16 protein-coding genes are annotated in these 24,151 nt (G+C 40.3%); 6 read left to right on the top strand and 10 right to left on the bottom strand.

Translation table 11 applies throughout. The annotated features are described in order from the left end of the window. Positions 1 to 266: 266 nt before the first annotated feature. Both EXT43_RS10630 and EXT43_RS10635 read left to right on the top strand, forming a co-directional pair. On the top strand, positions 267 to 1,184 hold the full coding sequence (locus EXT43_RS10630) for a sensor domain-containing diguanylate cyclase (protein WP_130166939.1): 918 nt from the start codon (positions 267 to 269) through the stop codon (positions 1,182 to 1,184). Continuing rightward, positions 1,168 to 2,166: an AraC family transcriptional regulator ligand-binding domain-containing protein gene (locus EXT43_RS10635; RefSeq protein WP_130166940.1), complete on the top strand. Its 999-nt coding sequence runs from the start codon at positions 1,168 to 1,170 to the stop codon at positions 2,164 to 2,166. The genes EXT43_RS10630 and EXT43_RS10635 overlap by 17 nt, the downstream gene beginning before the upstream one ends. A 36-nt stretch (positions 2,167 to 2,202) precedes the next feature. On the opposite strand, the gene EXT43_RS10640 is transcribed toward EXT43_RS10635, so the two are convergent. The 3 genes from EXT43_RS10640 to EXT43_RS10650 all read right to left on the bottom strand — a co-directional run bounded on the left by EXT43_RS10640 (position 2,203) and on the right by EXT43_RS10650 (position 8,966). Then, a complete protein-coding gene (locus EXT43_RS10640; RefSeq protein ID WP_130166941.1) occupies positions 2,203 to 3,273 on the bottom strand; it encodes a cytochrome c peroxidase in 1,071 nt (356 codons plus the stop codon). Further along, complete coding sequence (locus tag EXT43_RS10645; protein WP_130166942.1) at positions 3,266 to 5,917, bottom strand: TonB-dependent receptor plug domain-containing protein; 2,652 nt, start codon at positions 5,915 to 5,917, stop codon at positions 3,266 to 3,268. Before EXT43_RS10645 ends, EXT43_RS10640 begins: the two co-directional genes overlap by 8 nt. A 289-nt stretch (positions 5,918 to 6,206) precedes the next feature. Beyond that, on the bottom strand, positions 6,207 to 8,966 hold the full coding sequence (locus EXT43_RS10650) for a cadherin-like domain-containing protein (protein ID WP_130166943.1): 2,760 nt from the start codon (positions 8,964 to 8,966) through the stop codon (positions 6,207 to 6,209). 261 nt (positions 8,967 to 9,227) lie between these two features. Between EXT43_RS10650 and EXT43_RS10655 the strand changes: the two genes are divergently transcribed. The 3 genes from EXT43_RS10655 to EXT43_RS10665 all read left to right on the top strand — a co-directional run bounded on the left by EXT43_RS10655 (position 9,228) and on the right by EXT43_RS10665 (position 12,448). Continuing rightward, complete coding sequence (locus EXT43_RS10655) at positions 9,228 to 10,580, top strand: magnesium transporter (RefSeq protein ID WP_130166944.1); 1,353 nt, start codon at positions 9,228 to 9,230, stop codon at positions 10,578 to 10,580. A 157-nt stretch (positions 10,581 to 10,737) separates the two neighbouring features. Continuing rightward, positions 10,738 to 11,475, top strand: a complete 738-nt coding sequence (locus EXT43_RS10660) for a hypothetical protein (protein ID WP_063529908.1) — start codon at positions 10,738 to 10,740, stop codon at positions 11,473 to 11,475. Between the two features lie 67 nt (positions 11,476 to 11,542). Further along, positions 11,543 to 12,448 (top strand): tetratricopeptide repeat protein, encoded by a 906-nt coding sequence (locus tag EXT43_RS10665; RefSeq protein ID WP_130166945.1) that lies wholly within the window; start codon positions 11,543 to 11,545, stop codon positions 12,446 to 12,448. On the opposite strand, the gene EXT43_RS10670 is transcribed toward EXT43_RS10665, so the two are convergent. From EXT43_RS10670 to EXT43_RS10680, 3 genes are read right to left on the bottom strand one after another with little or no spacing between them, the layout of a single operon-like run. After that, the gene (locus EXT43_RS10670; RefSeq protein ID WP_130166946.1) at positions 12,445 to 12,993 is read right to left on the bottom strand and encodes a hypothetical protein; all 549 of its coding nucleotides are present in this window, start codon (positions 12,991 to 12,993) and stop codon (positions 12,445 to 12,447) included. The two genes, EXT43_RS10665 and EXT43_RS10670, sit on opposite strands and share 4 nt — an antisense overlap. Before the next feature lie 59 nt (positions 12,994 to 13,052). Then, complete coding sequence (locus EXT43_RS10675; protein WP_119852195.1) at positions 13,053 to 13,748, bottom strand: response regulator; 696 nt, start codon at positions 13,746 to 13,748, stop codon at positions 13,053 to 13,055. 1 nt (position 13,749) lies between these two features. Next, on the bottom strand, positions 13,750 to 15,267 hold the full coding sequence (locus EXT43_RS10680) for an ATP-binding protein (protein WP_165385098.1): 1,518 nt from the start codon (positions 15,265 to 15,267) through the stop codon (positions 13,750 to 13,752). A gap of 231 nt (positions 15,268 to 15,498) precedes the next feature. Between EXT43_RS10680 and EXT43_RS10685 the strand changes: the two genes are divergently transcribed. Beyond that, complete coding sequence (locus EXT43_RS10685) at positions 15,499 to 16,380, top strand: intradiol ring-cleavage dioxygenase (protein ID WP_130166948.1); 882 nt, start codon at positions 15,499 to 15,501, stop codon at positions 16,378 to 16,380. A 63-nt stretch (positions 16,381 to 16,443) separates the two neighbouring features. Here EXT43_RS10685 and EXT43_RS10690 read toward each other — a convergent pair whose 3' ends face one another. The 4 genes from EXT43_RS10690 to EXT43_RS10705 form a co-directional block, all read right to left on the bottom strand. Then, the gene (locus EXT43_RS10690) at positions 16,444 to 18,963 is read right to left on the bottom strand and encodes a TonB-dependent receptor (RefSeq protein ID WP_130166949.1); all 2,520 of its coding nucleotides are present in this window, start codon (positions 18,961 to 18,963) and stop codon (positions 16,444 to 16,446) included. A 134-nt stretch (positions 18,964 to 19,097) separates the two neighbouring features. After that, entirely contained in the window at positions 19,098 to 20,081 is a 984-nt protein-coding gene (locus EXT43_RS10695; protein WP_130166950.1) for a diguanylate cyclase, read from the bottom strand. Positions 20,082 to 20,228: 147 nt separating this feature from the next. Then, complete coding sequence (locus EXT43_RS10700; protein ID WP_130166951.1) at positions 20,229 to 20,636, bottom strand: DP-EP family protein; 408 nt, start codon at positions 20,634 to 20,636, stop codon at positions 20,229 to 20,231. 12 nt (positions 20,637 to 20,648) lie between these two features. After that, a complete protein-coding gene (locus tag EXT43_RS10705) occupies positions 20,649 to 23,840 on the bottom strand; it encodes a winged helix-turn-helix domain-containing protein (RefSeq protein WP_130166952.1) in 3,192 nt (1,063 codons plus the stop codon). Positions 23,841 to 24,151 lie beyond the last annotated feature (311 nt).

Below are 24,151 nucleotides of genomic sequence, written 5' to 3' on the forward strand. Positions count from 1 at the left end.
CCTTGGTTTGATGAGCAAAGTACGCAGCTTAAATGACGCAAATGTGACAGAAAATCGCTAACAGCCAGTAAAAACAAGTGATTAGAGGGTTTTAAAAGTACTTTTGAGCTGCAATAACCCCATCTTTTTAAGGCAATTACAGTACTTAAAGGGTTTAACAAGGTATGACTGTCGTTTTGCTGTCACATCATTGAGCTAATATGACCCTGCTGCTTTAAACGCTAACGAGTTAGCATGGCAGCGTGAATTATTGTTAGGTACTGAGAATGCGATATAACCCTTTTACTCATCATCGATTTTTAACCAATGCAGTTATTGCTCTGTTTGTAATTGCGTTTTTGCTAAGCGCACAAGCAGGAGAATTAAAGCCTCTAGCCGATATCGCATGGTTAGATATTTTAGGTGAGGGTGGCATTGTGCTAATGACCCTTACTTGGATAGCTGCGCTGCTTATTTCGAGGCCGCCCGGCAAAGTCACCAGCTTTTTAGTGCTTGGGCTTGGGCTTTTTATGTTTTCAGCTTCCCTTGATTTATTTGATGAGTGGTTACATCAACCAACCAATACTTGGCTTACTTGGATTGAATCATTGCCTGCGCCGATAGGCATGATTTTCACAAGCCTTGGGCTGTATCAATGGCATCAAGAGCAATACGTACTGAATAGGCAATTAAAACGCCGTGAAGCCCAGCATCGGGAGCATGAGTTAGTGTGTTCAATAACCGGGCTGTATAAGGCTGATTACTTACAAGCTGTGTTAAAAGAGCAATTAAGTGAGCCACAGCCTCTGCAACTGGCCGCTATTGATATTCGTGGTTTTGCTGATTTTAACGCTGAATTTGGCTTTATCGAAGGCGACCGCTTACTAGGTGAAGTAAGCGAGCTTTTATTGATGAATTGCCGTCTTAGCGATGTGGTGTGCCGCTATGCAGGAGACTGCTTTATGGTGCTAATGCCAAACACCAGCGCAGTACAAGCGAAAGAGCTGGTGGCGCAAATTACCTCGGCGCTGAGTCATTGTGCTTTTAAGGTCGAAGGTGCAAAACACGCAAAGTTTCAAGATGTAACAGCGGCCTTAGTTGGCAGTATACAAGGCGATACACCACAAAGTTTAAGCTCGCGTTTACACGCTAAGTTACAACAACAAAAACAACAAAGAGTCAGCCATTGTGAAGCCGTATCTTAATCAAGATGACAAATACCTCACCGCACAGGGACTGATCACCACGCTGGTGGAGCTGGCCTTAAGTCGCGGCATTGCACTGCATAAGTTACTCAGAGGCACAGGGGTGTTTGAGCAAGACTTAATGAGTGTGCAGCATCAGTTTAGTATTTCACAGCAAGTGCGCTTATTGACGCAGTTTAAGCAGTTGATGAAATCTGCCGACAGCGGTTTTTTATTAGGCAGTCAACTGGCAAACGATACCTCTGTTGCCGCCCAAGGCGTGTTACATGCTGCGCACATCGGCCAAGCTTTAAAGCAGTTACACAATTTGCGCATGCAACTGGCACCTTTGTTATTTAGTTACAGTTATGTGCATAACGAGCAGTATTACATTGTGCTGCAAAATGCTGTGGGCTTGGATGATGAAATAAGCCAGTATGTTATGGAAATTTACAGCGCTGCGTTTTACCAAATTCTTAAAAAAGTGGCGGGTGAGCGAGTCCCTTGTCAGTTTGAGTTTGCCTATAAACGCGCCAGACATAGCCAAGAATACGAGCAGCATTTAGGCCTTAAAGTCGCTTTTGAAAAGCCTATAACCCGTTGGGTATTGAATAAACATGTCCTAAGGCTCACTAACCCCGCTTTTAGTAGCTTTCGGTTCTCACAAATTAACTCGCAACTAGCGGCATTAAATTCTGCAAATAGCACCTTTGTTGAAGCCGTGAGCCGATTAATTTATCAAACTCCGGCGTTAAATTTAGATCAAGTAGCCAGCCAATTTGCCATGAGCCCTGCAACCTTCAAGCGTAAATTAAAAGCTCATGGCGTACGTTTTTCTACCTTGTATGATGAGCAAAGTAAGCGCAAAGCGATTTACCTGCTTGCCATACGGGAACAATGCAATGAGCAAGTTGCCATGCGCTTATCATTTTATGATATTGCTAATTTCAGACGAGCGTTTAAACGCTGGACCGGGCTTACGCCAAGTCAATTAAAGGGGTAAGAAAGCCCGCTCTTATCGCTAAGAGCGAGCGTGCAGTTAAAGGGTTTCTAAAAATGCGATGAGTGCATTTTTTTCATCCTTACTGAGCTCTAACTTATGCAGTAACTCAGTTGTCTGTGGGTAGTTTGGATCATCTTTAAATTTTTTTCTCGGTTTTGGCCTTGCTCCACCTGCGTTGTAGAAGTTGACTATCCCCAGCAAACTTTGAAAGCCACCATGGTGCATCCAAGGCGTACTTTGTTGTAATGCTAAAAGAGAAGGGGTTCTAAACTTGCCAATATCAGCGGAGTCTTGGGTGGCATCAAAACGGCCTAAATCTTGAAGTTTTCTACCATAAAAATGTAGCCCCGTAACATGGAATTCATTGTCGCTGAGTAAAGCACCTTCATGACAAGTCATACACCTCGCCTTGGTTCTAAATAAATGTAAGCCTTCAAGTTGTTGATCGTCTAAAAGTGCGACAGCTTCACTAGGACTCGTTTGCGCTTTATCGATAAACCGCGTGAATAATGACTCAGGTACATCAAAGGTGCGCTCAAAAGCAACAAGCGATAGAGCTAATAGCTCCTTATTAAGCGCTTCTTTGCCAAAGGCATTGAGTATTGGTTTTTTATAGTCCTCAGCCCTGTTTATTTTATTAAGCACAAGCTCAACCGAACTGCCCATTTCTATTGGGTTTTCAATTGGCATTAATGCTTGCTGAGCTGCAGTTTTAGCTCTGCCATCCCAAAAGAAGCTTTGCCAATGATCAATACCAATAATGGCTTGGGTGTTTCGTGTGCCGACTTGACCGTCAATGCCGACAGCTAACTTTCGTCTGTCTGAAAACGCCAATCGAGACTCATGACAACTTGCACAGCTTACCGTGTTATCTCGCGACAAACGGGTATCGTTAAATAGTTTTTCACCTAATGCGATGATCTCATCACTTTGCTTAATCGGCTTGGCTTTTAGAGGTTTGAGCGGTGAAGCTGGCACATCTTTACTACTAATAATCGCTGGCCACTCATGCTGTGGCTTTGCGTATAATTCACGTAATGACTGCTCTTGCGCAAAGGCGCTCGTTGTAAAAATGCTGCACGTAAAGAGAAATAACCATTTATTCATAGTTATAAGACACCCCTAACCAAAACATTCTTCCGGGCTCAATACCTGAGTTTCCTTCTGTAATGGCATGGCTACGTGCATTGAATAAGTTGCTTATGTCAAGGCGAACTTCAACAGATTGAGATTGACTTATTTGATAATCCCAACGGCTACTTAATGCAAACATAATGCGAGAATCAAAGGTATGTGCTTCGTACTTTGGTACAAATATTTCAACTGCTTCACACGTAGTACACTCACTACCAATACCAATTCGCTGATCGCTACTAGACTTAATTGCAGTTGTGTAACTGCCGCTGTAAGTTGCTGTTAAACCAGTTGAAAAAGTATCAGTCCAATCTGTATTCCAACCAAAGTTAGCAGTTACTGGGCGACCAAAATTCGCTTTTAGGGTATCTAAATCAGATAAGCTCATGAGCTCACCCTCATAGTAAATCAGTGACTCAATAGGGGTGTTGTCGGGTGTTGCAGTGTAGTCACTATTGCTTTCACTATTTTGGCTATAAGATGCATTGGCCCATATTGAATGGTCGCCAAATTTTGCATCCCAAGACAGTGAGTAACGTTCGCTTTCACCAGTACCATTATTATAAATAGTAATATATTGATAACCATCGTTTTTTAGGTTGGTTTCTTCATTTCTAGATAGCTGGTCTTTTTTGTTGCGATGTACGTATTTCACTGCAAAGTTACCGAAACTCTCGGTAGCGTGGCGAAGACCTAACGCAATTTCATCATCGTAAGGGCTTTTCACATTGTCATAAATATAGCGAAAGTTACCTGTGTAAGAAGAAGGAAGCCAAGCTTGTAAGTAGCCACTTTGAATAGGACGGTACTCACGATAAGCAAACTTTTGTTGCTCTTTAATTTTATAACCGAGTAGGCCCGCATCGTAATAACGGTTTAAACCTGCAGTCAATAGCGTATTGCCATCGTTAAATACGTCATAACCCATTGAAAAGCGTGGCGCGATATTGTGATTTTTGAAAAAATCATCGTAGTCGTATCTAACACCTAAATGAAAATCAAACTGTTTCCAGGTGATCACATCGGTAGCATACAGTGCTGCTTTATTTAAGCTTACGTCTATTTGTTCACTGGGTGTGACCAAACGTGAGTTAAAATACTGAGCAGTTGTCGCGACGTTATTCGAGTAGGCAAGTAAGTGCTCTGGGTTATCAAAGTCGATACTGCCACCTAATTGCTCGGCAAGGGTATCTAAATCAACATAAAAACTTTGTTCAACACAATCAAGGGTATAGCCACTGCAGTTTAGTTGTGCGCTGGTTGATGAGTATTGAATTGGCGAGTCATACTTATAATAGTTTTGTTGGCGAGTACGCTCATAGTTTTGATGGTTAAGTTCAGCGCCCACGCGAATTGCGTGTTCAGTATTGCCCCACTTTTTACGCTCAAGTGTTAAGGTATTTCGCCAATTAAAGCTGGTTTGCGTATTATCAAGATTGCCATAGCCGCCGTACTCTGAAACAGGAGTTGAGTCGGCGCTTTGATCTGCTAATTGACCCCACTCTTTACCTTTTGCTTGAAGCCAAGTATAAAAATGCGCAGGCCCTGTACGGTTGTTATCACTTTGACTCATATTAAATTTGCTGCTGAAGTGACCAAAGCGTGTTTCTTCAGCTAAATTTGCAGTAAAACCAAAACTTCCCCCTTCAACTTGATAGTCACTATTAAGCACGTCTTTCAAGTACGAGTCTGAAGTATAAGGGGCATACATAACGCTTAAATCAAGTGAATCAACCCAGCCATCGCGATAGCTGTATTTCAGTAGGGCGTTGATGTTTTCTCTACTTTCTACCTTCTGTGCTGAGAGCGAAATATCCGAAATATCACTTTTTAAATAGCTCACGCTCATTAGTAACGCATGCTGATCATTTAATTTTTTTTGGATTGAAAAATCGATATTAGTTTTTTCATAGATTGGTGGCTCAAGGTCGTCTTTGCCCTCTGTGGTGTCATCAGGCTCATCGTTATCGATTATATGGTACTCCCCCCAATCACTGCGATTACCACGGATACCAAAGCTCACACGAGTATCTGTAGAAAAAGGTGAAATTGTTTCGGCATCGACCACGCCACCAGAAAAGTCACCAAAGTCTGCTGGAATGTTATGGTCGTAAACAGTAATTGACTCAACAATTTGACTGTTAATATTCATGCTCTGCACACCGCCTGACACCTCATTTTCAGAGGCTCCAATACGGCTCGCACTGGCAGGATCAAGACGATTGTTATAATTCATACCATCAATCATAAAGCCTGTTTGCCAAGGCTTTGCACCCGAGATACTTATTTCAGGGGCGCTAATTTCAGCAAGGTTATCAATTGAGTAGTAGTCTTCACTTAATTGCACGCCCGGTAGTAAGGCAATCAATTCGTTGATATCACCATTACCTTTAGGGGTTGCTTCGATAAAGTTTCTATCTAAATAGGCACGACCTATCACCTCAGGTACTTCAATTCCGATGTATTGCCCTTTAACAGTAATGCGCTCTATCTCTTTGCATTGCTTATTGTTCCTATCGTTACATTGAGGATCTGTTGTTTGTTGCTTTACTTCATTAGCGTGTAAAGGGGCATTAAGTAAAAGCATCAAACACGCTGATAAGTAGCGCATTTGCATGGTAAAACTCCTGAAATAGTACCAATTAGATTAAAGAGAAGGCCGCTTAAGAGCTGGCAATAGTTAATTACCTTTATTAAATAGCTTAATTTGTTGCATATTTTGCACAAAGGTAAGAGCGGGTGATTGTATCAATTAAAAATGCGAATAGAAATAGATCTCAATTGTATTTGTTGGTTTTTTAACTTTTTAAGGAATATTAAATTCTTTTGGTTTGTGTTTTTATGAATTTTTTGAGGTTTTTAACTTGACGGGCGAGGCATAATTGCCTCGCCGTGATATGAACGTACTACTCTCCTAATGGAGTTAAATCGATACTGTCTTCAATACCATCATTGTCGGCATCGTTATCAGCAATTAAGCCTGAGTCGGCAATTGCTTGCTCTGATGCGCCTGATAAGAAGAAGTTGGGTTTACCATCGTGGTCCGTATCGATACTCGCAATCGAAGATGTAGGGAAGTCATTTTTAGTTGCTCGAATTGCAGCAAAATTTGCATAAAGCGCTAATTTATCGGCTTCACCAAGTACAGATTGATTAATTAGCTCAGTAACTGCTGCATCGTCTTCAAGTCTTGCAAATAGAGTGACTAGCATAGCAGTGTTATCTATGACTAATTTTTCAGATTGCTTCATTAATGCCTGATTTGCATCATTAGCTAAATCATGAAGTGCAGCTATAACTTCATTATAAATTGACAAATATTGAGAGTTGGACGTTTGGTATTTTTTCAAAGATGTAACAAACGAATCTTGATAATAAACTCCTGTAGTTATTGGGGCATCACTTATTGAGGCTATTGCCGCCTTTTCTACTAAATCTATGTAATCTTCAAATTCTAAAGATGTTTTGAGATTTGAGATAATTAAATATGTTTGTAGTAGTTGTTGCTTAGCTACCTCTACTTCGCCTGCTTTAACTAAGTAACCAGTGATCGCTAAGTATGCTTTAACTTTTTCACTATCATCAGAGAGTAATGCAATATGTTGATTAATTATCTCTAATGCAGCTGTTAGCTCAGAGTTATCATTAATAAAGTCGTATATATTAATTAAATTACGATAAGCCTCCAGTGCCATTTTCGTGGTGAATAGCTCTGAGTTCGGAGATAAATAAGTCGCTAGCATAGTTTTACATCTGCTTGCATAACTTTTAGCATGATCTAAGCCACCTAAAGAGATAGCTTTTTGCACTATCCCTGCACATCCATAAGTGCCTGTAATATATCTTGCATATTTTTGCTCTGTAATGAAAGCTTCAGAAAATAAGATGTCTGCAGTATAGTCTAGAACCTGCAATGCGAGTTCGTTTTCTCCTCTAGCTTCAAGTACAAGTACAGCACCATCTTGGTTAGATTCCCAGGTCAAAGCTTTGTAAAAGCTATTTATATTAACTTTGCTATCTTCTGTAAAATAAGTTTTTGCGTATGATACTGCATCGTCAATTTCCTGACCTGCAATGAGGTTTTTTGCAATGTCTTGTCCCATGCTGTACTCAAGTGCGTCACTTATATCTGCTTCTTTTATCATTAATTTTAAAGCAGGGTTTTCGTCGAGAGGTATGTTGTAAAGGCCGTGAATGAGCCCTGTAAGGCCTTCTAAGGGAAATTGATATTGATGTTTGGTTGCTTCATAGTAGGGACTGGCTTGGTACACATAGTTACTATCTAAGCCTGTAATACCATATAGTGATAAAGCTAAATTAACATACTTTTTGGCAAGTTCTGTTTCGTTTAGACGCAATGAAGCTTCAGCTGCCCTTAAGACGTATAGTGCTTTAATTCGATCACTAGGTAAGCCTTTAAAGTCACCACTTTTTTCGATGAAGTAACCTGTTTGCTCAGCTAGTTCACCCATAGCAACAACGCTCTCAATTGCTTGCTGTCTTTTTTCTTCTGTTCTATCAGAGTAATAGTCTTCTCTTAATGAGTTAGATGTTTTGTAAAAAGAAGCTAAATATTTTGCGTAAGCGACTGTGTATTCATCGCTTTTTATTTCGTTTGCAAAAGTAGTGAGGGTATTGAGTAATTCCTTTGCTAAATTTGTTTGACCTGCACGATTATAGAGTTTGATGACATTCTGATAAAAATCAGGATCGTCTGAACTGATATTATTTAGCCCTTTTTCTGCAAGGTACTGGTTGTAGGCTATGACAGATTTAGCACGAAACTCGGCTGCTATGTCATACTCCCCAAACGAGTCATATTGTGAAGATGTGCTTCTGTAAGCTCTGGCTTTTTCATCTAAGCTGGTAATAGCATTAAAGTGTTGATTTGATTTTTCTTCGAAACCAGCAACAACATAACCAAGACCTAAGCTTGCATTAATTGTATCCAAATACACATCGTCATTGATATTTTCACTAATCGCTTCAGCTTGTTTTAAATGAGACTTATCTGAGCTGTAGTAGTAATTGAGCTTATCTTCGTTCGTAACATACGAAGGTTTTAATTCAATGGTTGCGCTGATAGGCGAGCTAATATTGCCATCGGTAAATTCAATAACAAAACTGTCGTTAATTTCTGACAGAGTTTCTGCTGTAAATGTAAATGCCCCTGTTTGTTCATCTAGAGTAAGGGTACCGTTGGTAGGAGGCGTTACTAAAGAGACAGTTACAGTGTCACCGTCGGCATCATTAAAAGTTAATGAACCTTCAGTTGTTGTTGAGGTGGTTACAGTGATTGACTGGCTCGTAAGCGTTGGTGCATCGTTAACGTTGTTAACCGTAAAAGTAAGTACTGCATCAGTACTTAAGCTGCCGTCAGTGGCGGTAACGGTTACTGTGTCTTGGCCTGCAAAATTTTCTTTTGGGGTATAACTAAAGCTGCCATCAGCATTTAAAGCAAATAGTCCGTTACTTGCTGCAGAGCCTAGGGTATAGCTAACAGCGTCATCATCTGCTGCCACAACTTGGCCCGTAATAGATGTGTCTTCATCTAATGTGAATGTTAAGTTGCTGGTGAACTCAGGTGCATCATTACTATCTGAACCACCGCATCCAGTGAGAGCAAATGCAATCACAAGTGGCAAATACTTTATTCTGTTTTTCATGCTGATACCCGTATTTATTATTGAAAAGTTAAGGAGGGCTGAGATTTTATCATTATAATGCGAATGATAATAGATCTTAATTGTATTTAGGTGTACTTTTTTATGCAATTGTGACTCTCTAGCTTGAAACAGTGATTTAAAAACGATGTTTTACAGCTGGGGATAATTGTTTGGTTGCAAAAAAATATACCTTTTCAGAGCAGTTATTTTTCCCGAGCTGCGTTAGACTATTGTTATTGATGTAATTAACCGAGGTCTCAAATGATTGAGTATCCTGTTGACCAACTTCCCCAGTTAATTGATGACTTGCTTCAGTGTGATACCACAACACGTAAAAATAAGTTACTTGCTGATGCTAAAGAAAAGCTTTCTACTGAACATTTATCGTTATTGTTTGAAGCGTTACCCAAAGAGCAGCGTCTAGAAATTTGGCAATTACTTGATGAAGATACACAACATGAAATCTTCATTAACCTAGGTGGCGATAGCTGTCGTTGGTTATTGCAAAGTCTAGAAGAAGCCGAAGGCTTTAAGCTACTTGACGAAGTGAGCGTAGAAGAGTTACTTGAACTTGAAGAAATTATTCCTGAGCGCTTTGTTGATTATGCACGCAGACAACTCGATGAAGTTCAAACAAAGCAGTACGACCTTGCACAGCAATATAACCCAGAGCAGTTAGGTCACTGGCTCGATTTTGATGCACTAAAAGTGTCAGAAAAACTCACAGTAGCTGGCGCGCGTAAAATTTTTCAAAAAGGCTTACCGCAATATACCGAGGTGATTTATCTAGTCAGCCGTAAGGGCACTCTCATTGGTGAAGTGGCTATCAATGCTTTATTTAGAGCCAATGATAACGACAGCCTGCTGGATTACGCGAACCTTGATGTATCGGCTTTACATGCTGATGACGACCTATACGAGGCTGCTGAAGTGGTTATTCACAGTGAGCAAATGGCGATGCCTGTTGTGAATGCCGACAACAAACTATTAGGCCGGTTATCAGTGTCATCAGCTTATGAATTGCGCCAAGAAGTCACCGACGAAGCGGCTGCAAAAGCCGGTGGTCTTCGTGAAGACGAGGATCTGTTCTCAAGCGTCACTAAATCGGCAAAAAACCGCGGTATTTGGCTTGGTATTAATCTAGCAACGGCGTTTTTGGCCTCTTGGTTTATCGGTTTGTTTGGTGCAACTATCGAGCAAGTGGTTGCGCTGGCGGTATTAATGCCGGTTGTCGCTTCTATGGGCGGTATTGCAGGTAGTCAGACGTTAACGGTAATTGTGCGCGGTTTAGCGCTTGGTCAGGTTACCGACTCCAACCGTAGAGCACTGCTGAAAAAAGAGCTAAGAGTAGGGGCGTTAAATGGCTGTGTTTGGGCCTTTGTGATTGGTGTGCTTACTTATTTTTGGTTCAACGATGGCATGTTAAGTTTAACCATCACTATCGCTATTTTACTTAACTTGGTTGCTGCTTCATTATCAGGGGTAGTGATCCCATCGATTTTAGATAAGCTTAAAATCGATCCAGCCCTTTCAGGTTCTGTGATCCTGACCACAGTCACCGACATCGTCGGTTTTGTTACCTTCCTAGGTTTAGGTAGTTTACTCCTTCTTTAAGGGATCGGATGCTGGCTAAAGTAGTGTTTAGCCGGCTTTTACTAGATTATCCTCCCTCTAATGTGAAGTTTTTCAAAGAGCATAAAATAAACACTTTTATTTACCTAATACACAGTTATTATGAATTGTGACTCAGTCAAACTAAAAGGACGTTAATATGGTATTAGGTAAAAAAGCAGTACTCGCTGCTTTATCGGTAATTTCAGTGTTTAGCGCATCAGCAGCACAAACCGCTTCGGGTGAACAAACAAAACTGAGTGAAGATCCCACCAAGGTCGTCACTCAGTTTGGTGCAAGTTATTCTGATGAATTAAGGATCACCGGTTCGCTAAGTTTAGGAGCAGTAAAAAAGCTTAATGCTAGTGTGAGTGCCAATGGCGATGAATGGCGTGTTGGTGGCTCGTGGCTATTTGATATTGGCATTGTTAATTTTAACTTTGGTAAGCAAAGTTATGATCAAGGAGCTGAGCGTACAACCTATAGTGTTGGCACCTTTATGCCACTGAGTTACTTTGATATTGCGCCCTATGGTTGGCAAATTTTCGCTATGGGTGGTTATAGCCATGTTGATGGTGAAATTGCTTGTTTAGCAGGGCAAGGTGCGTGTTTAACAACAGAAATACCTGGCCCTGAAGGTTGGGTGCTTATTCCAAACAGTAGTGATGGTGGTTACTTAGGCGCATTTGCGTTAAAGCCATTATCCGAAAAATGGACATTAATGACTGCCGCAGCGTATTCGGTTGGGTCTAACGATTATTCAGGTTATTTCGCAGCCATTGGTGCAAGTTATCAATTTGATAAACAACAAAGTTTCAAGCTATTTGCTGCAACAGAAGACAGTGATTACGGCTCAGATCAAAACTTAGTGCTTGGTTACACTTATCAATTTAATTAAAAATTACTGTTATAAGCTGTTAAACTTTGTTAGTTTTCTGAGTGAGTTATCGCTGAGAAAATAGAGCATGAAGAAAAAGTTAGCCTTGTTATTGTTAGGATTATCGAGCCTTAATGCCAATGCCTCTGAAAACTTTAGTGATCATGAGATGTTTTGTGAGCAACAATCACAAATTAGTTGCTTAGATTACATTAATCAACAGCTAGCAAGCAGTGAGCTTGGCTCTGCGCGTTGGTATGAAATTAAATCTTATCAGTTTGATTATTTCTACGACAAAATGGAATATCAAATCTTGAAAGATAGCACTGAGCCTTTCATTACCAGTGAAGAGTTACCTGTTGTATTTCAGGTGCAAGTTTACTTTTATTACGCCAAATCAATGCATTATTTAGGCGACTTCGAAACAGGTCGTAAATATGCCACAAAAGCATTTGAAAAACTGCAAGCAATCTTCGACTCCTTTGGTAACCCTATGCGTATGGTTGAATTGGCTAATCTACAATACGTGTTTGGCAACAAAGAAACGGCATTGCAAATTCTTGATAGGGCAGAGCGACGCTTTGGCAAAAGCAAAGATCCCATTTTCCACTTTGAACTGGCTTCGAATAAAGCAAATGTTTATCACTCATTAGGTGATATAGACGGTGCACTTGCAAATCGAAAAACTGCCGCTGATTGGATTTTAAAAACCAACCATAACCGCAAAATCTCTGTTGCTTTAGGTAATTTAGCTCGTACCCACCAACTTCTGGCAAATTATGAGCAAGCCGATGAAGTTTATGTACAGTCTCTTAAGTACATGGATACAGATTCAGATCGACATGTGATTGCTATTTATAAGTTACGTCTTGCTGAAATCAATTGGCAAGCAGGAAAGCAAGATCAAGCATTAAAATGGTTTAAGCAAGTGCATAAAGAAGACATTCGGCAATCACATGCGAAACTTTACGCACATCTAGGTAACGTGCTTTAGATAGTGTAAAAACACCCTGGTTTTTCGTCTTCACCCGGCGCTAAAATTTGTAGATGGGTTGACTCACCTTGCTGCATCAAAGGCTTCATTGTTTTATCAAACTGCTTAGCGGCATGTTCAATTAACTTTGCTTGCTGTTCCAGTGCTTTAAAATCGGCATCATGAGCAGCCATAAGTTTATTGAGCTCTTTGGCCAGCTTATCTTGCTCTTTTAATAAACTTTTATTAATTCGCAAGTGGTTCTCGTCTTCAATAACAGCTTCTTCGGTGATTGCTTCTATTTGCTCAGAGTACTCAGTAACTTGTAGCTCTATGTCATTAATTGGTTGCTCAAGTGCTTCTAATTTTACTTGCTCACGCTCAAGCTCTAGGTACGCTGCAATTTGCTCGTTATTGAGGGGGCTTTCGCTTACCTTTTTACAGTCTTTAAAAGTGATAACGCGATAATCACCTTGGTTGTTTGTTGTACTGGCTTTTGAGAGGCCAATACAGGCAGTAGTGGCTGTGATTAAGAGTGCACTTACGCTAATACGTACTAAATTCATAATGATGTCCTAATGGGTTATGTTATTTAGTTAGTCGTCGCAAGTGTGAAAAAGGTTGTTTAAATTTTAAATTTATATCCCACGCCATAAATTGACTCAATGTAATGGCTATCAGGGTCGGCTTGAGTCAGCTTTTTACGCAAGTTTTTAATGTGTGAATCAATACTGCGCTCGTAGCTCTCAAAGTACTTCCCTTGGGTCATGGTCAGTAAATCTTGGCGTGAAAAAACTTTATTAGGTGAGGCAATTAATATTTTTAATAAACTAAATTCATTAATTGTAAGTTTCAGTTCTTCATTTTTTACCAGTACTTTGTATTCGCTCGGATCAACAATAATATTGCCTGCTGTGAATGTACTCGGTTTGTTAGTTGGCATTCGGCGTCGTTTTAAAATGGCTTTCACACGCGCCATTAACTCTTTTGGTTTGAATGGTTTAGTAACATAGTCATCGGCACCCACATCAAAACCAATTAAGTGATCAATTTCTTCGACCCGTGCTGTAAGCATAATAATAGGCACATCACTGTATTGTCTTATCTTGCTGCACAACTCGATGCCATTTGTGCCTGGCAGCATGATATCGAGAATAATCAAATCAGGGTTTAGCTCATTAACAGCATCCAGTGCGCAGTTGCCATCGTGAATTAGGCTTGTTTTAAACCCTTCAAGATATAAATACTTTTCTATTAATTCGGCAATTTTAACTTCATCTTCAATAACGAGAATATGCTGTTTAGCTAAGGTTTCTGACATATTAGTGCGCCTCTGCAAGCGGGAGTTTTAACGTTATACACAGACCGCCTAAACGGCTTTTAGTTGCATTTATTTTTCCTTGGTGGGCTTCAACAATTGTTTGGCAAATTGCCAAGCCTAAGCCAAAACCGCCGGTTTTTCTGTTACGAGAACTATCGGTGCGATATAAACGATCAAATAGTTTTTCAAGGGCCTCATCAGGAACACCGGGGCCTGAATCTTCTATCGACAAAAATACATGATGGTTAGACACCGTTAAATCTAACCAGACTTTTTGCTGTTCATCTGTATAGCGTAAATTATTTTCTAATATGTTTTGTAATACTTGCGTAATACGATTTTGGTCAGCCAAAACCATTACCGTTTGCTCTGGTAAGGTGGCATTAAGCGTGATGTTTTTGGATTGAAATTTAAACGCATACTTATGCGCTTGTAGGGCTACCAAGGCATTAAAATCAATGGCTTCCATGTGATAGTTGAAGCTGTGTCTGTCGAGTGAGCTGACTTTATGTAAGTCGTTGACAAGTCGGCTTAACAGCGCCACTTCTTCTTGCAGTGAGATTATTGCTTTTTGATTTGGTTCGATAATGCCATCGTTAATAGCCTCTAGTTCACCCTCTAAAATAGTTAAAGGCGTGCGCAACTCATGAGAAATATCCATGAGCCATTGGCTTTGCTGCGATTCAAAGCGTCTGAGCTCTGTGGCAATACGATTAAAATCATCCGCTAAGGTCGCAAATTCATCACTACTGTTGACGGTTATTTTTGTCTCAAACTCTCGCTCTGCAAGGGCTTTTGCGCCTTTTTTCAGCTGCGAAATAGGGTTAGTAAAATGACGTGCGAGTAAGTAACTAAACAATAACGCAATTAATAAACCAATCCCTGCTGTCCACAAACTGATATTAATTTGGGTATTAAGGTAATGCTGAGTCAGTGCGCTAACATGACTGCGGTTAGCATGCAGCTGAAGCACTGCAACAACGTCACCATTGTGAGTGATTTCTTGCTCGTTCACGACCTCAGTTTCGGTATTGCCAGCAATCAGTATTTCGCCTTTTGCATCAAGTAAACTTAGGCGTTTTTCAAAGGGTATAAAGTCATCAGCCATGGGTTTATTGCGAGGCGGTGGCTCACGCATGTCAGCAAAGTTTGCAAGCTCGTTAAACTCAGTTGATGGGTCAAATTCAGGTGCTTGATCGAACGATGGTGGCTTCCCAAAGTCATCGGGGGGTGGCATAGCCTCATTTTGCATATGCTTTTCGGGAGGGCCATCTTGTGTAAAAGGCCCGGGCTCTCTTGGCTTTGGGGTATTGGGTGAAAATAATAAACGGCTTGAATGAAAATTGCGGTTAATTAGCTCATACCACAGGGCTTTAGAATCGATAAACATGCCAATCGAACCCGTTTGCTGATACTGCTGGCTAATTTCAGTGGCTATACGGTTAAATGCTTCGTTATCTATATCTTCAAACACATTATTGAGCATACGCTTATTGGTAATTGCGTTCAGACCAAACATGGTCAGTACCAGCAATAACGTAATAATAAGATTAGTAATTAAGAGTTTGTGAATTAACTTCATAGATGTAATAGTAAAATGTAATAGCCAATAATGAATATACTATAAATGTCTATTTTTTGGCATGCGCATCCTAGTCACTCTATAAAAGCACCACTTTTTCTACACAAAGTCTCTACATTTGTTCTTTATACTCGATGCTAATTACTCATGTTAGCGAAGGGGCACAATATGACTTTAAAACCTGAACTTTATACTCGTAGAAAAATGCTAAAAACATTAGGTGTTTCAGTTGCTGCTGTGCCTATGTTGGCATTTTTAGGCTGTAACTCAGATACAGTCTCATCAACGGATACAACATCAGATACAGACACTTCAACAGGCACAGACACCAGCACTGATACAGGCGATACAACAACCACGAACGACAGTGATTATGTATCGGGCACAACAGCACTTATTACTGATGACTTTCCTGATGACAGTATTTTTGAAACATCAACAGCATGTGTGTTAGCACTTACAGAGGCTACAACCGAAGGCCCATGTTACTTCCAAGCTGATTCAGACGAAGATATTTCGGATGGTTTAACCGGTTTACCTATGATGCTGTGCTTACAGTTAATTGATAGCGACTGTAACCCATTAGCAAATTACGAAATCTCGGTTTGGCACTGTGATACCAGCGGTATTTACTCGGGCGATACTAGCAGTAGTTCTGATAGCTCACGTTTTGCCGGTGACTTCTGTACTGACGGCGATGCCGAAGCTGAGGCAAGTACTTGGTACCGTGGTTCATTGATCACAGATAGCAGTGGCCGTGTGAACTTTAAAACGCATTTCCCTGGTTGGTATTCTGGCCGTACTATTCATATTCACTTTAAAGTAGCAAACAACAATAACGACTATGTAATTAGCCAGTTCTGTTTTACTGATGCGTTTGCAAAAGAAATTTGTACCACTCACAGCGATTACAAATCACGCGGTGAACAAGATACAACTCTTGCTAGCATCGATAACGTGTTTGATAGTGATTATGAGCAGTTTATTTTAAACACAGCACAAAATAGTGATGGCACTTTATTGGCGTATCACACTATTCAAATTAGTTAATTTATTCACTCATCATTGTAGGTTAGGGCGTGTTAGCAATTACTGCTTTCACGCCCTATTTTTTTAGAAGCTATAAGTGATGTTACCGTAAATAAAACGGCCATCTAAGCTGTATGGTGCAAAGCCACTATAAGGGAAAATTTGGTTGAAATCGCTGTAACCAATATTACTTACAGTATCTTGAGGGTACTGATCGAATAGGTTATTGGCGCCTAATGCAAACTTCCACTGCTCATCAGGGCGGTAAGCCACTTCTAAGTCAGCAATCCATTTAGCATCAAGTACTTCATCACCATCTTCACTGCTTGCAGTATCAACTACTTCACCATAACGAGTTGCTCGTAATGTTGTTTGGAAGTTTTCATAATCCCATGTTGCAGATAGGTTCCATTTATCGGCTGGAGTACCTTTTTCAAAGCGTGTGATTTCACGACGAGAGAAATACTCGTAGCTATCGCCAAGCGCCTCTAATTCAGGTGGATTTTCTTTAACGTGTGTTACTTCAGTGTCGTTAAAGTTAACCGCTGCACTTAAGCGTAAATCACCATAGTTTTCTAAGCCTAGTGAGTAGGTCGCAACAATATCAACACCTTGCGTACGTGAATCAATGGCATTAGTAAAGTAACGAACGCGCTGCGTATTTACTTCGCCTGCTTCGGCTAAAATCGCTTCAACTTCAGGGCCGCTTAAGTTTTCAGACAATACGATACGGTCGTCAATTTCAATGCGATACGCATCAAGGGTTAAGCTAAAGCCGCCTTGCGTAAAGATGAAACCCGCCGTCATATTAACTGACTCTTCAGCGTCTAAATCACGAGCTCCCAGTGCTTGCGCTGCTGGCTCATCAACAGGGAATAACCCCACTTCATTTGGCACACCATTTTCAAAAACAGTGCTTACTGATTTATAAGATGTTTGGGCAAGTGATGGCGCTCTAAAACCTGTGCTAATTGCACCACGCAACGACAGTGACTCATTAATGCTGTAGCGCGAAGCAAGTTTTGAGGTAAAGGTACTACCAAAATCACTGTAATCTTCAAAACGACCTGCTAAAACAAGGTTCCAATCTGTAGTTAGGTAAGTATCAAACTCTGCAAATACCGCAATGTTATGACGGCTTTTATCGGTTGCACTTTCTGGTGAGAAACCAGGTAATACTTGCGCGCCACCGGCAGCAACTGGGTTGCCATCGTCATCTAATACAGTTAGGTAAGAGGCTGTTTCACCTGCTTTGATTTGGTAGTTTTCGTGACGATACTCAGCACCAATCGTAACAAACACATCATCAGGTAAACCTAAATCTAGTGTGTTGCTAGCATCCATGTTCACTAAGTATTGTTCATAAACAAGCGAGCCATCATCAAATTCTGTTGGGCTGCTAACACCCATCGAGGTATTTAAGCTGTTGCTTACGCCAATACCAAAATCGTTGCGACCATAATTGGTGCTTACATCCCAAGTCCAATCATTAGTTTCGCCATTTAAGCCAATTGCAAATGAATAGTCATCTACATCGGTATCAATTTGCGGTAAGAAACCGTCAGGATACACTTCAGTTAAGTTACGAGAATCTTTGGCGCGACGATAAAAGCCACCTGAGTTACCTTTACGGTTTGAGTAACTAGCAAATGAGTAAAGCGATAACGAGTTATCAAACTCATAACCTAGATTATAAAAAAGTGCGAAGTCTTCGATATCGGCTTTACCAAATCGGTGGTTATAGCGGTCAAAGTCAAATTCACGCGAATCTAAATCGCCATTCTCATCACGGCTATATTGCTCACGTGCATCAAAGCCAGAGCGATTTGTTGGCTCGTTATTACGTGACTCTATCGACACGTTAATAAAGCCATTATCGCCTAGTGCAAAGCCAGCATTAGCACTTGCTGTACGCGTAATACCGTCGTTTACTTCACGGTCGCTGCCAGTTTCAAAGCTTAAGTTGCCTTCGCTATCAGTTGTGGTGTTTAGTAGCTGAGGAGACCCTGCCATTTGTGTATCGTATTCACCATATGTGAAGCTCACGCTGCCGCCTTCATCGGCGTCTTTTAATACAATATTGATCACACCAGCAATCGCGTCAGAGCCGTATTGAGCAGCAGCACCATCACGAAGTACTTCTACGCGTTTAATTGCTGAAGTAGGAATATTATTTAAATCAACAGCTGTTGAACCACGGCCTACCGTACCGTTTAAATTTAATAGTGCACCCGCATGGCGGCGTTTACCATTGATAAGTACTAATGTGTGGTCAGGAGCAAGGCCACGTAAAACAGCCGGTTTTGCATGGTCAGTTCCATCAGCAATGGTGGCACTAGGGTAGTTAAAGCTAGGTAACTGAGAGGCAAGTACTTGGCTCATATCAAGTTGACCAGTGCTTGTTAGATCGCGACTTGTTAATAAATCGACAGGTACAGTACTTTCAGAAATACTACGAAGGCTTCGGCGAGTACCTGTTACAGAAATAACTTCAACATCTTGAGCAGTGTTTTCTGTTGTTTGCTCAGCAGCGATTGCAGTCACTGATGTAGCTAGCGTACTTGCAATAGCGAGTTGCAAAGGTACTTTTTTAAAAAGTGTCATTGTTGGATCCCTTGTGACGTTGATTTCACGTTGCAGTTTATCAATAAAAAAGGAACAAACAAATAACATAAAAGTATACTATATGATTATCTAAACAAGCTATTTAGCTCATAGTTCTACACTAAAATAACCTTTTATGCGCTTATGCTTATTTTATTTCTGCCCTCTGTTTTTGCTCGGTATAAAGCAGTATCTGCAGCACAAATTAGTGCCTCAGAAGTACGGTATTGATTATTAAACTCGCAAGCAATTCCTTGGCTTACACTTATTCTAAAATCACTCGGTAGGCCAATTTCAGTAAATGACATATTGTTTATTTTTATTTGAATATGTTTTGCAATAACTGCTGCCGTATCTTTTTGACACCTTGGTAATATAACCGCAAATTCTTCACCACCATAACGGGCTGCCAAACAGTCATGAGAGGGGAGTGATTCTGAAATTATACTCGCTACCTTTTGTAAGCACTTATCGCCTTTAACATGACCAAATCGGTCATTAAATAATTTAAAATAATCAATGTCGATTAATATAGTGCTAATAGCTTGGTTGGTTTGCACGCTTTCTTGCCAATGCTCTTTTAATGATTCCTCAAGGGTTAATCTATTTGCAAGGCCGGTTAAATGGTCAGTGGTGGCCTGTTTAACTAAGCGATTATATTGCTCTTTGTGCGATGATAAATCATGTAATACACAAATAAATAAATTATCTGCAACGGCAATGTTTTTTGGCAAGCTTGAAATACATAAATCCGCTTCAAGGGTTTTACTATCGGCGCGGTTTATTTTAACTTCGTTTGGACCAAGGCTTATCGGCGAGTCTTTATGATCTAACCAACTGAGTAGGGTATACATGTATTTATCACGGTCGGTGTCGTGTAGGTAATGTAACAGGTTTTGACCGATTAAGGCTTCTTGGTTGTCACCTAAAAGTTGTGCCGCCATCGGGTTTGCAAATTCAAACGTGCCTTGACCATTAATGATAAACACCCCTTCAGGAATGTTCTGAAACATTTGGGCAATTAGTGCAAGTTGCTCTGAATTGATAGACTGCGCAAGTGCGTTTTTAGCTTCTGATTTAGCAGTGCTTGGTTGTTCATTTTTGTTGTTAGTAGACACGTTCGTTTCCTTTTTGCCGATGCAAACGATTTTGGTGTCTATAAAGTTACTTAAAAAAGTGCAAATTAACCTTCTGGTAATCTTCTGGTTTTAAGTTATTGTTTTTAAACTGAAAAAGGCTCCTTGGTGGAGCCTTTTGTATGTTTTTTAGTTTTCACCTTTATTTGTAATCCTAGGATCACTACTAACGAATTGTCCTTTTTCACTTGAAACAACAAGGTGAACTGCAATTTGTTCATTTGTTAGATCTGCGTCGATAACTGTAACAGTCTTCTTATCGTTTGAAATACTAACTGTTATATCATCCAGGTTTCCATCAATGATTTCTTCTCCAAGAGCATTAAGTGGTGATAGTTCTGGATCGTTAAAAATTAACTCTTCATTTTTATCTGTTAGTTTGTAGTTGACCAATGTGTTCTGAACAGTGACAGTTACATTTCCATCAGTTTGATTTCCATTGTCATCATAGTAGGAAAACGTGTAGCTTTCTGTTTCTTGATTAAAAGTTGCGATAACTACAACATCGATTTGAGGTGATACTTTATAATTAGACATTAATTTTCCTTTTTAAATGGATTTAACTAAACACTCTGATGATTTTGAGTATTGCTTTTTAAATGATGTTTTATTGCTTTTCTCTAATAAAGGCTTTACTAGTTCTAATGATTTTCTACATTGTTCATTAGCTTCAGTAGCAAGGTGTTTATTTGAAAGTTGTTTTGCGTAAAGGAAGTGAAATTTACTCAAAAAAATAGCATTGTTGTATTCATCTAATTCTTTAGTTGAACTTATAATATTAATATTCGTTTTAATTAACTCATCACTTTTACCCCAATCTCCAATCGTTTGATAATAATCAATGAGGTGATTGGTTGATATTACTTTGTCAATGCTGATCTTGAAGTTGTATTTTTCAATTGACAGCAGGTCATCGTTTGACACTGTATGCCCTATTTTAAAGCTTAGTGGGATCATGAAAGCTTTATATAGTTGAAGTTGTTTTTCCCACTCTTTATTATCTTTATCTCTATTGGAAACGGCTTGTAATATTGAAGTTGCAATTTTTATATTTGAATATGCCTTTTTGTAGTTGCCCTCTCCCTCATATATAAAGGCGATTAGGGAGTAAGAATGAGCTAAATATTCTTGGATACGGTCATTTTTGTTGCTTTTTAAAAGTTCTTTATATTGTGACTGGGCTTCGAGGTGTTTAGTGATCGCTCTATCAGGAAATCCTAAATGGTCTTCGACATTAGCAATCCAAGTACCTGTCTCTGCTTTAGTCATCAATAAATATTCATTTTGGGGCTGCTCGGAGAGTCCTAAATCAATAAACTTAATTGATTCTTGAAAAGCATTTTTAGCTCTTTTATACTCTTGAAGTTTCAAGTATAGGGCGCCAAGAGTGCTACTAGAATCTGACATCTCTGTAATAGCGTCTTTGGATTTGGGGTTAATTTTATACATTTTTCCGCTAGTCACTTTATATTCTTCAAAGAATGGCCTAGCTACTTTATAATTCTGCTGATCATAGGCTATTTGCCCTAACCAAAAAGAATTTGCTCCTTTTGTTTTTAATACTTCCATCCTAGAACTATATTCTGTGACAAGAGGATTAAGTAAATTATTAGCACTTTCGAATGCCTTTTCGGCTTCGTCAAGTCTACCTCTATAATATGCAACTTCTCCCATTGCCATTAAGGTTTGTATATATTGGAATTCTTGTTTGAATGTTTGTTCACTTCTTAGGAAGCTCCAAAATGAAGAGTCAACTTTTTGATTTGCGAAGTATTCAAGGGCTTTGTTGCTAATACCATCAAGTAAATCCATACGCCTTACGCTTCTGAGTTTGTCGGCAAATTCACCAACCATAAAGCCCAATAAACTTTCAGCTTCTTGGCGTTTTTGTGTTGCTATTTGTTCGGCGTGATAGCTGCGCACGCTCATAAATGTAGCAATAAAGGTTAAGCACACAAGTGTTGCAGCCGTTATTTGTAACATGCGTTTTTTACGTTTGGCTTTATTGTTAGAAGCTTTAATTAACGCTTGTTCGTCGCTCGATAAGCTAAACATAGGGTTTTTAACTAGGCTTTGTGCTTCTTGCAGCGGTTTGCCTTGCGCTAGTAAAAAGTCGCTGTGTTTATGTTCAAGTAGCCAGCGCTCGGTGGCTAGTTGCACACGACTTTGAATTGCTAAACTTTGTTGGTGTTCTTGCACCCAATCTATGGCGCGTTGCCAATGGCGTAGCAGGGCTTCGTGGGCAAGGCTAAAGCAGGCTTGCTCATTTTTAAGGTGCGACACAAACAAGCGGCTATCGACCATAGCCTGAACAAGCTTGGTTGCAGCAGGGCAGGTTAATTCGCTCCAACGCGCAGCGCGGCTGGTGAGTGTTTCGCCATCTGGGTTTAAGGTGATCAGTTTAGAAAGTACTGCGGCAAGTTCAGTTTGTTGGTCTTTGGGTAATTGGCAAAATACCTGTTCGGCTTTTTGGCCGATGGCTCCTTCGATGGTGCCTAGGGCTTGGTATTCAGAAAACAATAATTCGTTGTCTGGGCTGCGCTGCAAGTAAAGTTGCTGCAAGGTGTATTGCAGCATTGGCAATGCATCTGGGTTATTGGCAGTATCGTTACAAAGTTGTTCATCAAGCGGTGTGTGGTGCTCTGGGTGATGTTGCCAACTTAAGCCTGCTGCAAGTGCTGGCAAACGGATCATTTGCTTAAGCTCAGAGCGAGTTGGCGCTAATAAATCAAAGTGTGCGCCATTGGCTTTACCTGCCATTAAACTTGGTTGACTCACTACTTGCGGGTAAAAGTCATTCCGACAGGCACTAAAAATGATCATGCAGCCACTTGTTGCTAAGCGCTCAATAAGAGCTAAAAGCTGGTTGCGCTCGTCATCGCTAAATAGCGGCGATGACAATAGCACTTCGAGCCTGTCGATAAATAAAAATAAATAGGGCGTAGTGCGCTCTTTATTTAGCGCTGCAAGTGCTGCTTTACAGCGGGAAATAACCTGTTCTGGGTCTTTTAATAACAATTCAGCCAACGCATCGGCACTTATATCGCTAAGTACAGGTGCGTCGTTTATTTCTAAATCGAGCAAGGTTGAGGCTAAATCAAGCAGTAAGCGCTCTTTGCTGACATCGGCAAAGTCGAGTTGGCAGTAACTGTGTACTCTAATACCATCGTAGCCATTACTCGACATTAAAGCGGGCAATACACCTGCGTTAACTAACGACGATTTACCTGAACCACTGGCTCCCAAAATTAAGCAAAATGCGCGACCAAATTCTATTTGAGCCGATACCCGCTGTAGCAAAGTGGCAATTTGTTTGTTACGACCAAAAAATACATCGGCTTGCTCTGGTGCAAATGCACTTAAGCCAACAAAGGGCGAATCACCTTGCCAACTGGTTTGGCTGGCTTTTTGCTCTTCGTTGAGTGGAAAGTTGATTTCGGCAATAACTCGATAACCACGTTTACGAATGGTTTCGATGTAATGCGGATCGCTTGCTTTATCGTCAAAGGCTTTACGTAATTGGGTGATCACTTTATGCAGGGGATTGTCACCCAGCGCTACATTTGGCCAGCAATGGCTGATAATTTCTTCGCTTGTTAGTAGCTCACCTTGTTTTTCGCATAGCAGCAGTAATACATCCATCGCCTTTGGTTCAAGATGCTTTGTTTGTTCACCGCGTCGGATTGAGTTGGTAGCCGGGGTAACTTGCCATTCGCCAACGAAAAACAGTGCCGTATTCATAGTGTTATCTTCATTGTTATTGTTAGAAACGCAGTCCGATTGGACCGATCTTATATTAGATTACGGAATTCTTTGATTAATACAATATTATGAGATTAACAGCAAGTGCGTTGCCCTTTTTGAAACAAAAAAATCAACATATCGAATGTATACGCGTTTTTATAAAGTGTATTTAACGTAAGAATCGAAGAGATATTTCGGGATCAATAAAAAGAGAGCAGCAAGTTGAAGGAGGCGTTTTAACGCCGAATGGTAAGCCATTCTTGGTTAAACGCCACTCCTTCTACGCGATATGGAATCGCGGCTACAAA

Origin of the sequence: Pseudoalteromonas sp. CO109Y, assembly GCF_004208935.1 — a bacterium.
Taxonomy (GTDB): Bacteria; Pseudomonadota; Gammaproteobacteria; order Enterobacterales; family Alteromonadaceae; genus Pseudoalteromonas; species Pseudoalteromonas shioyasakiensis.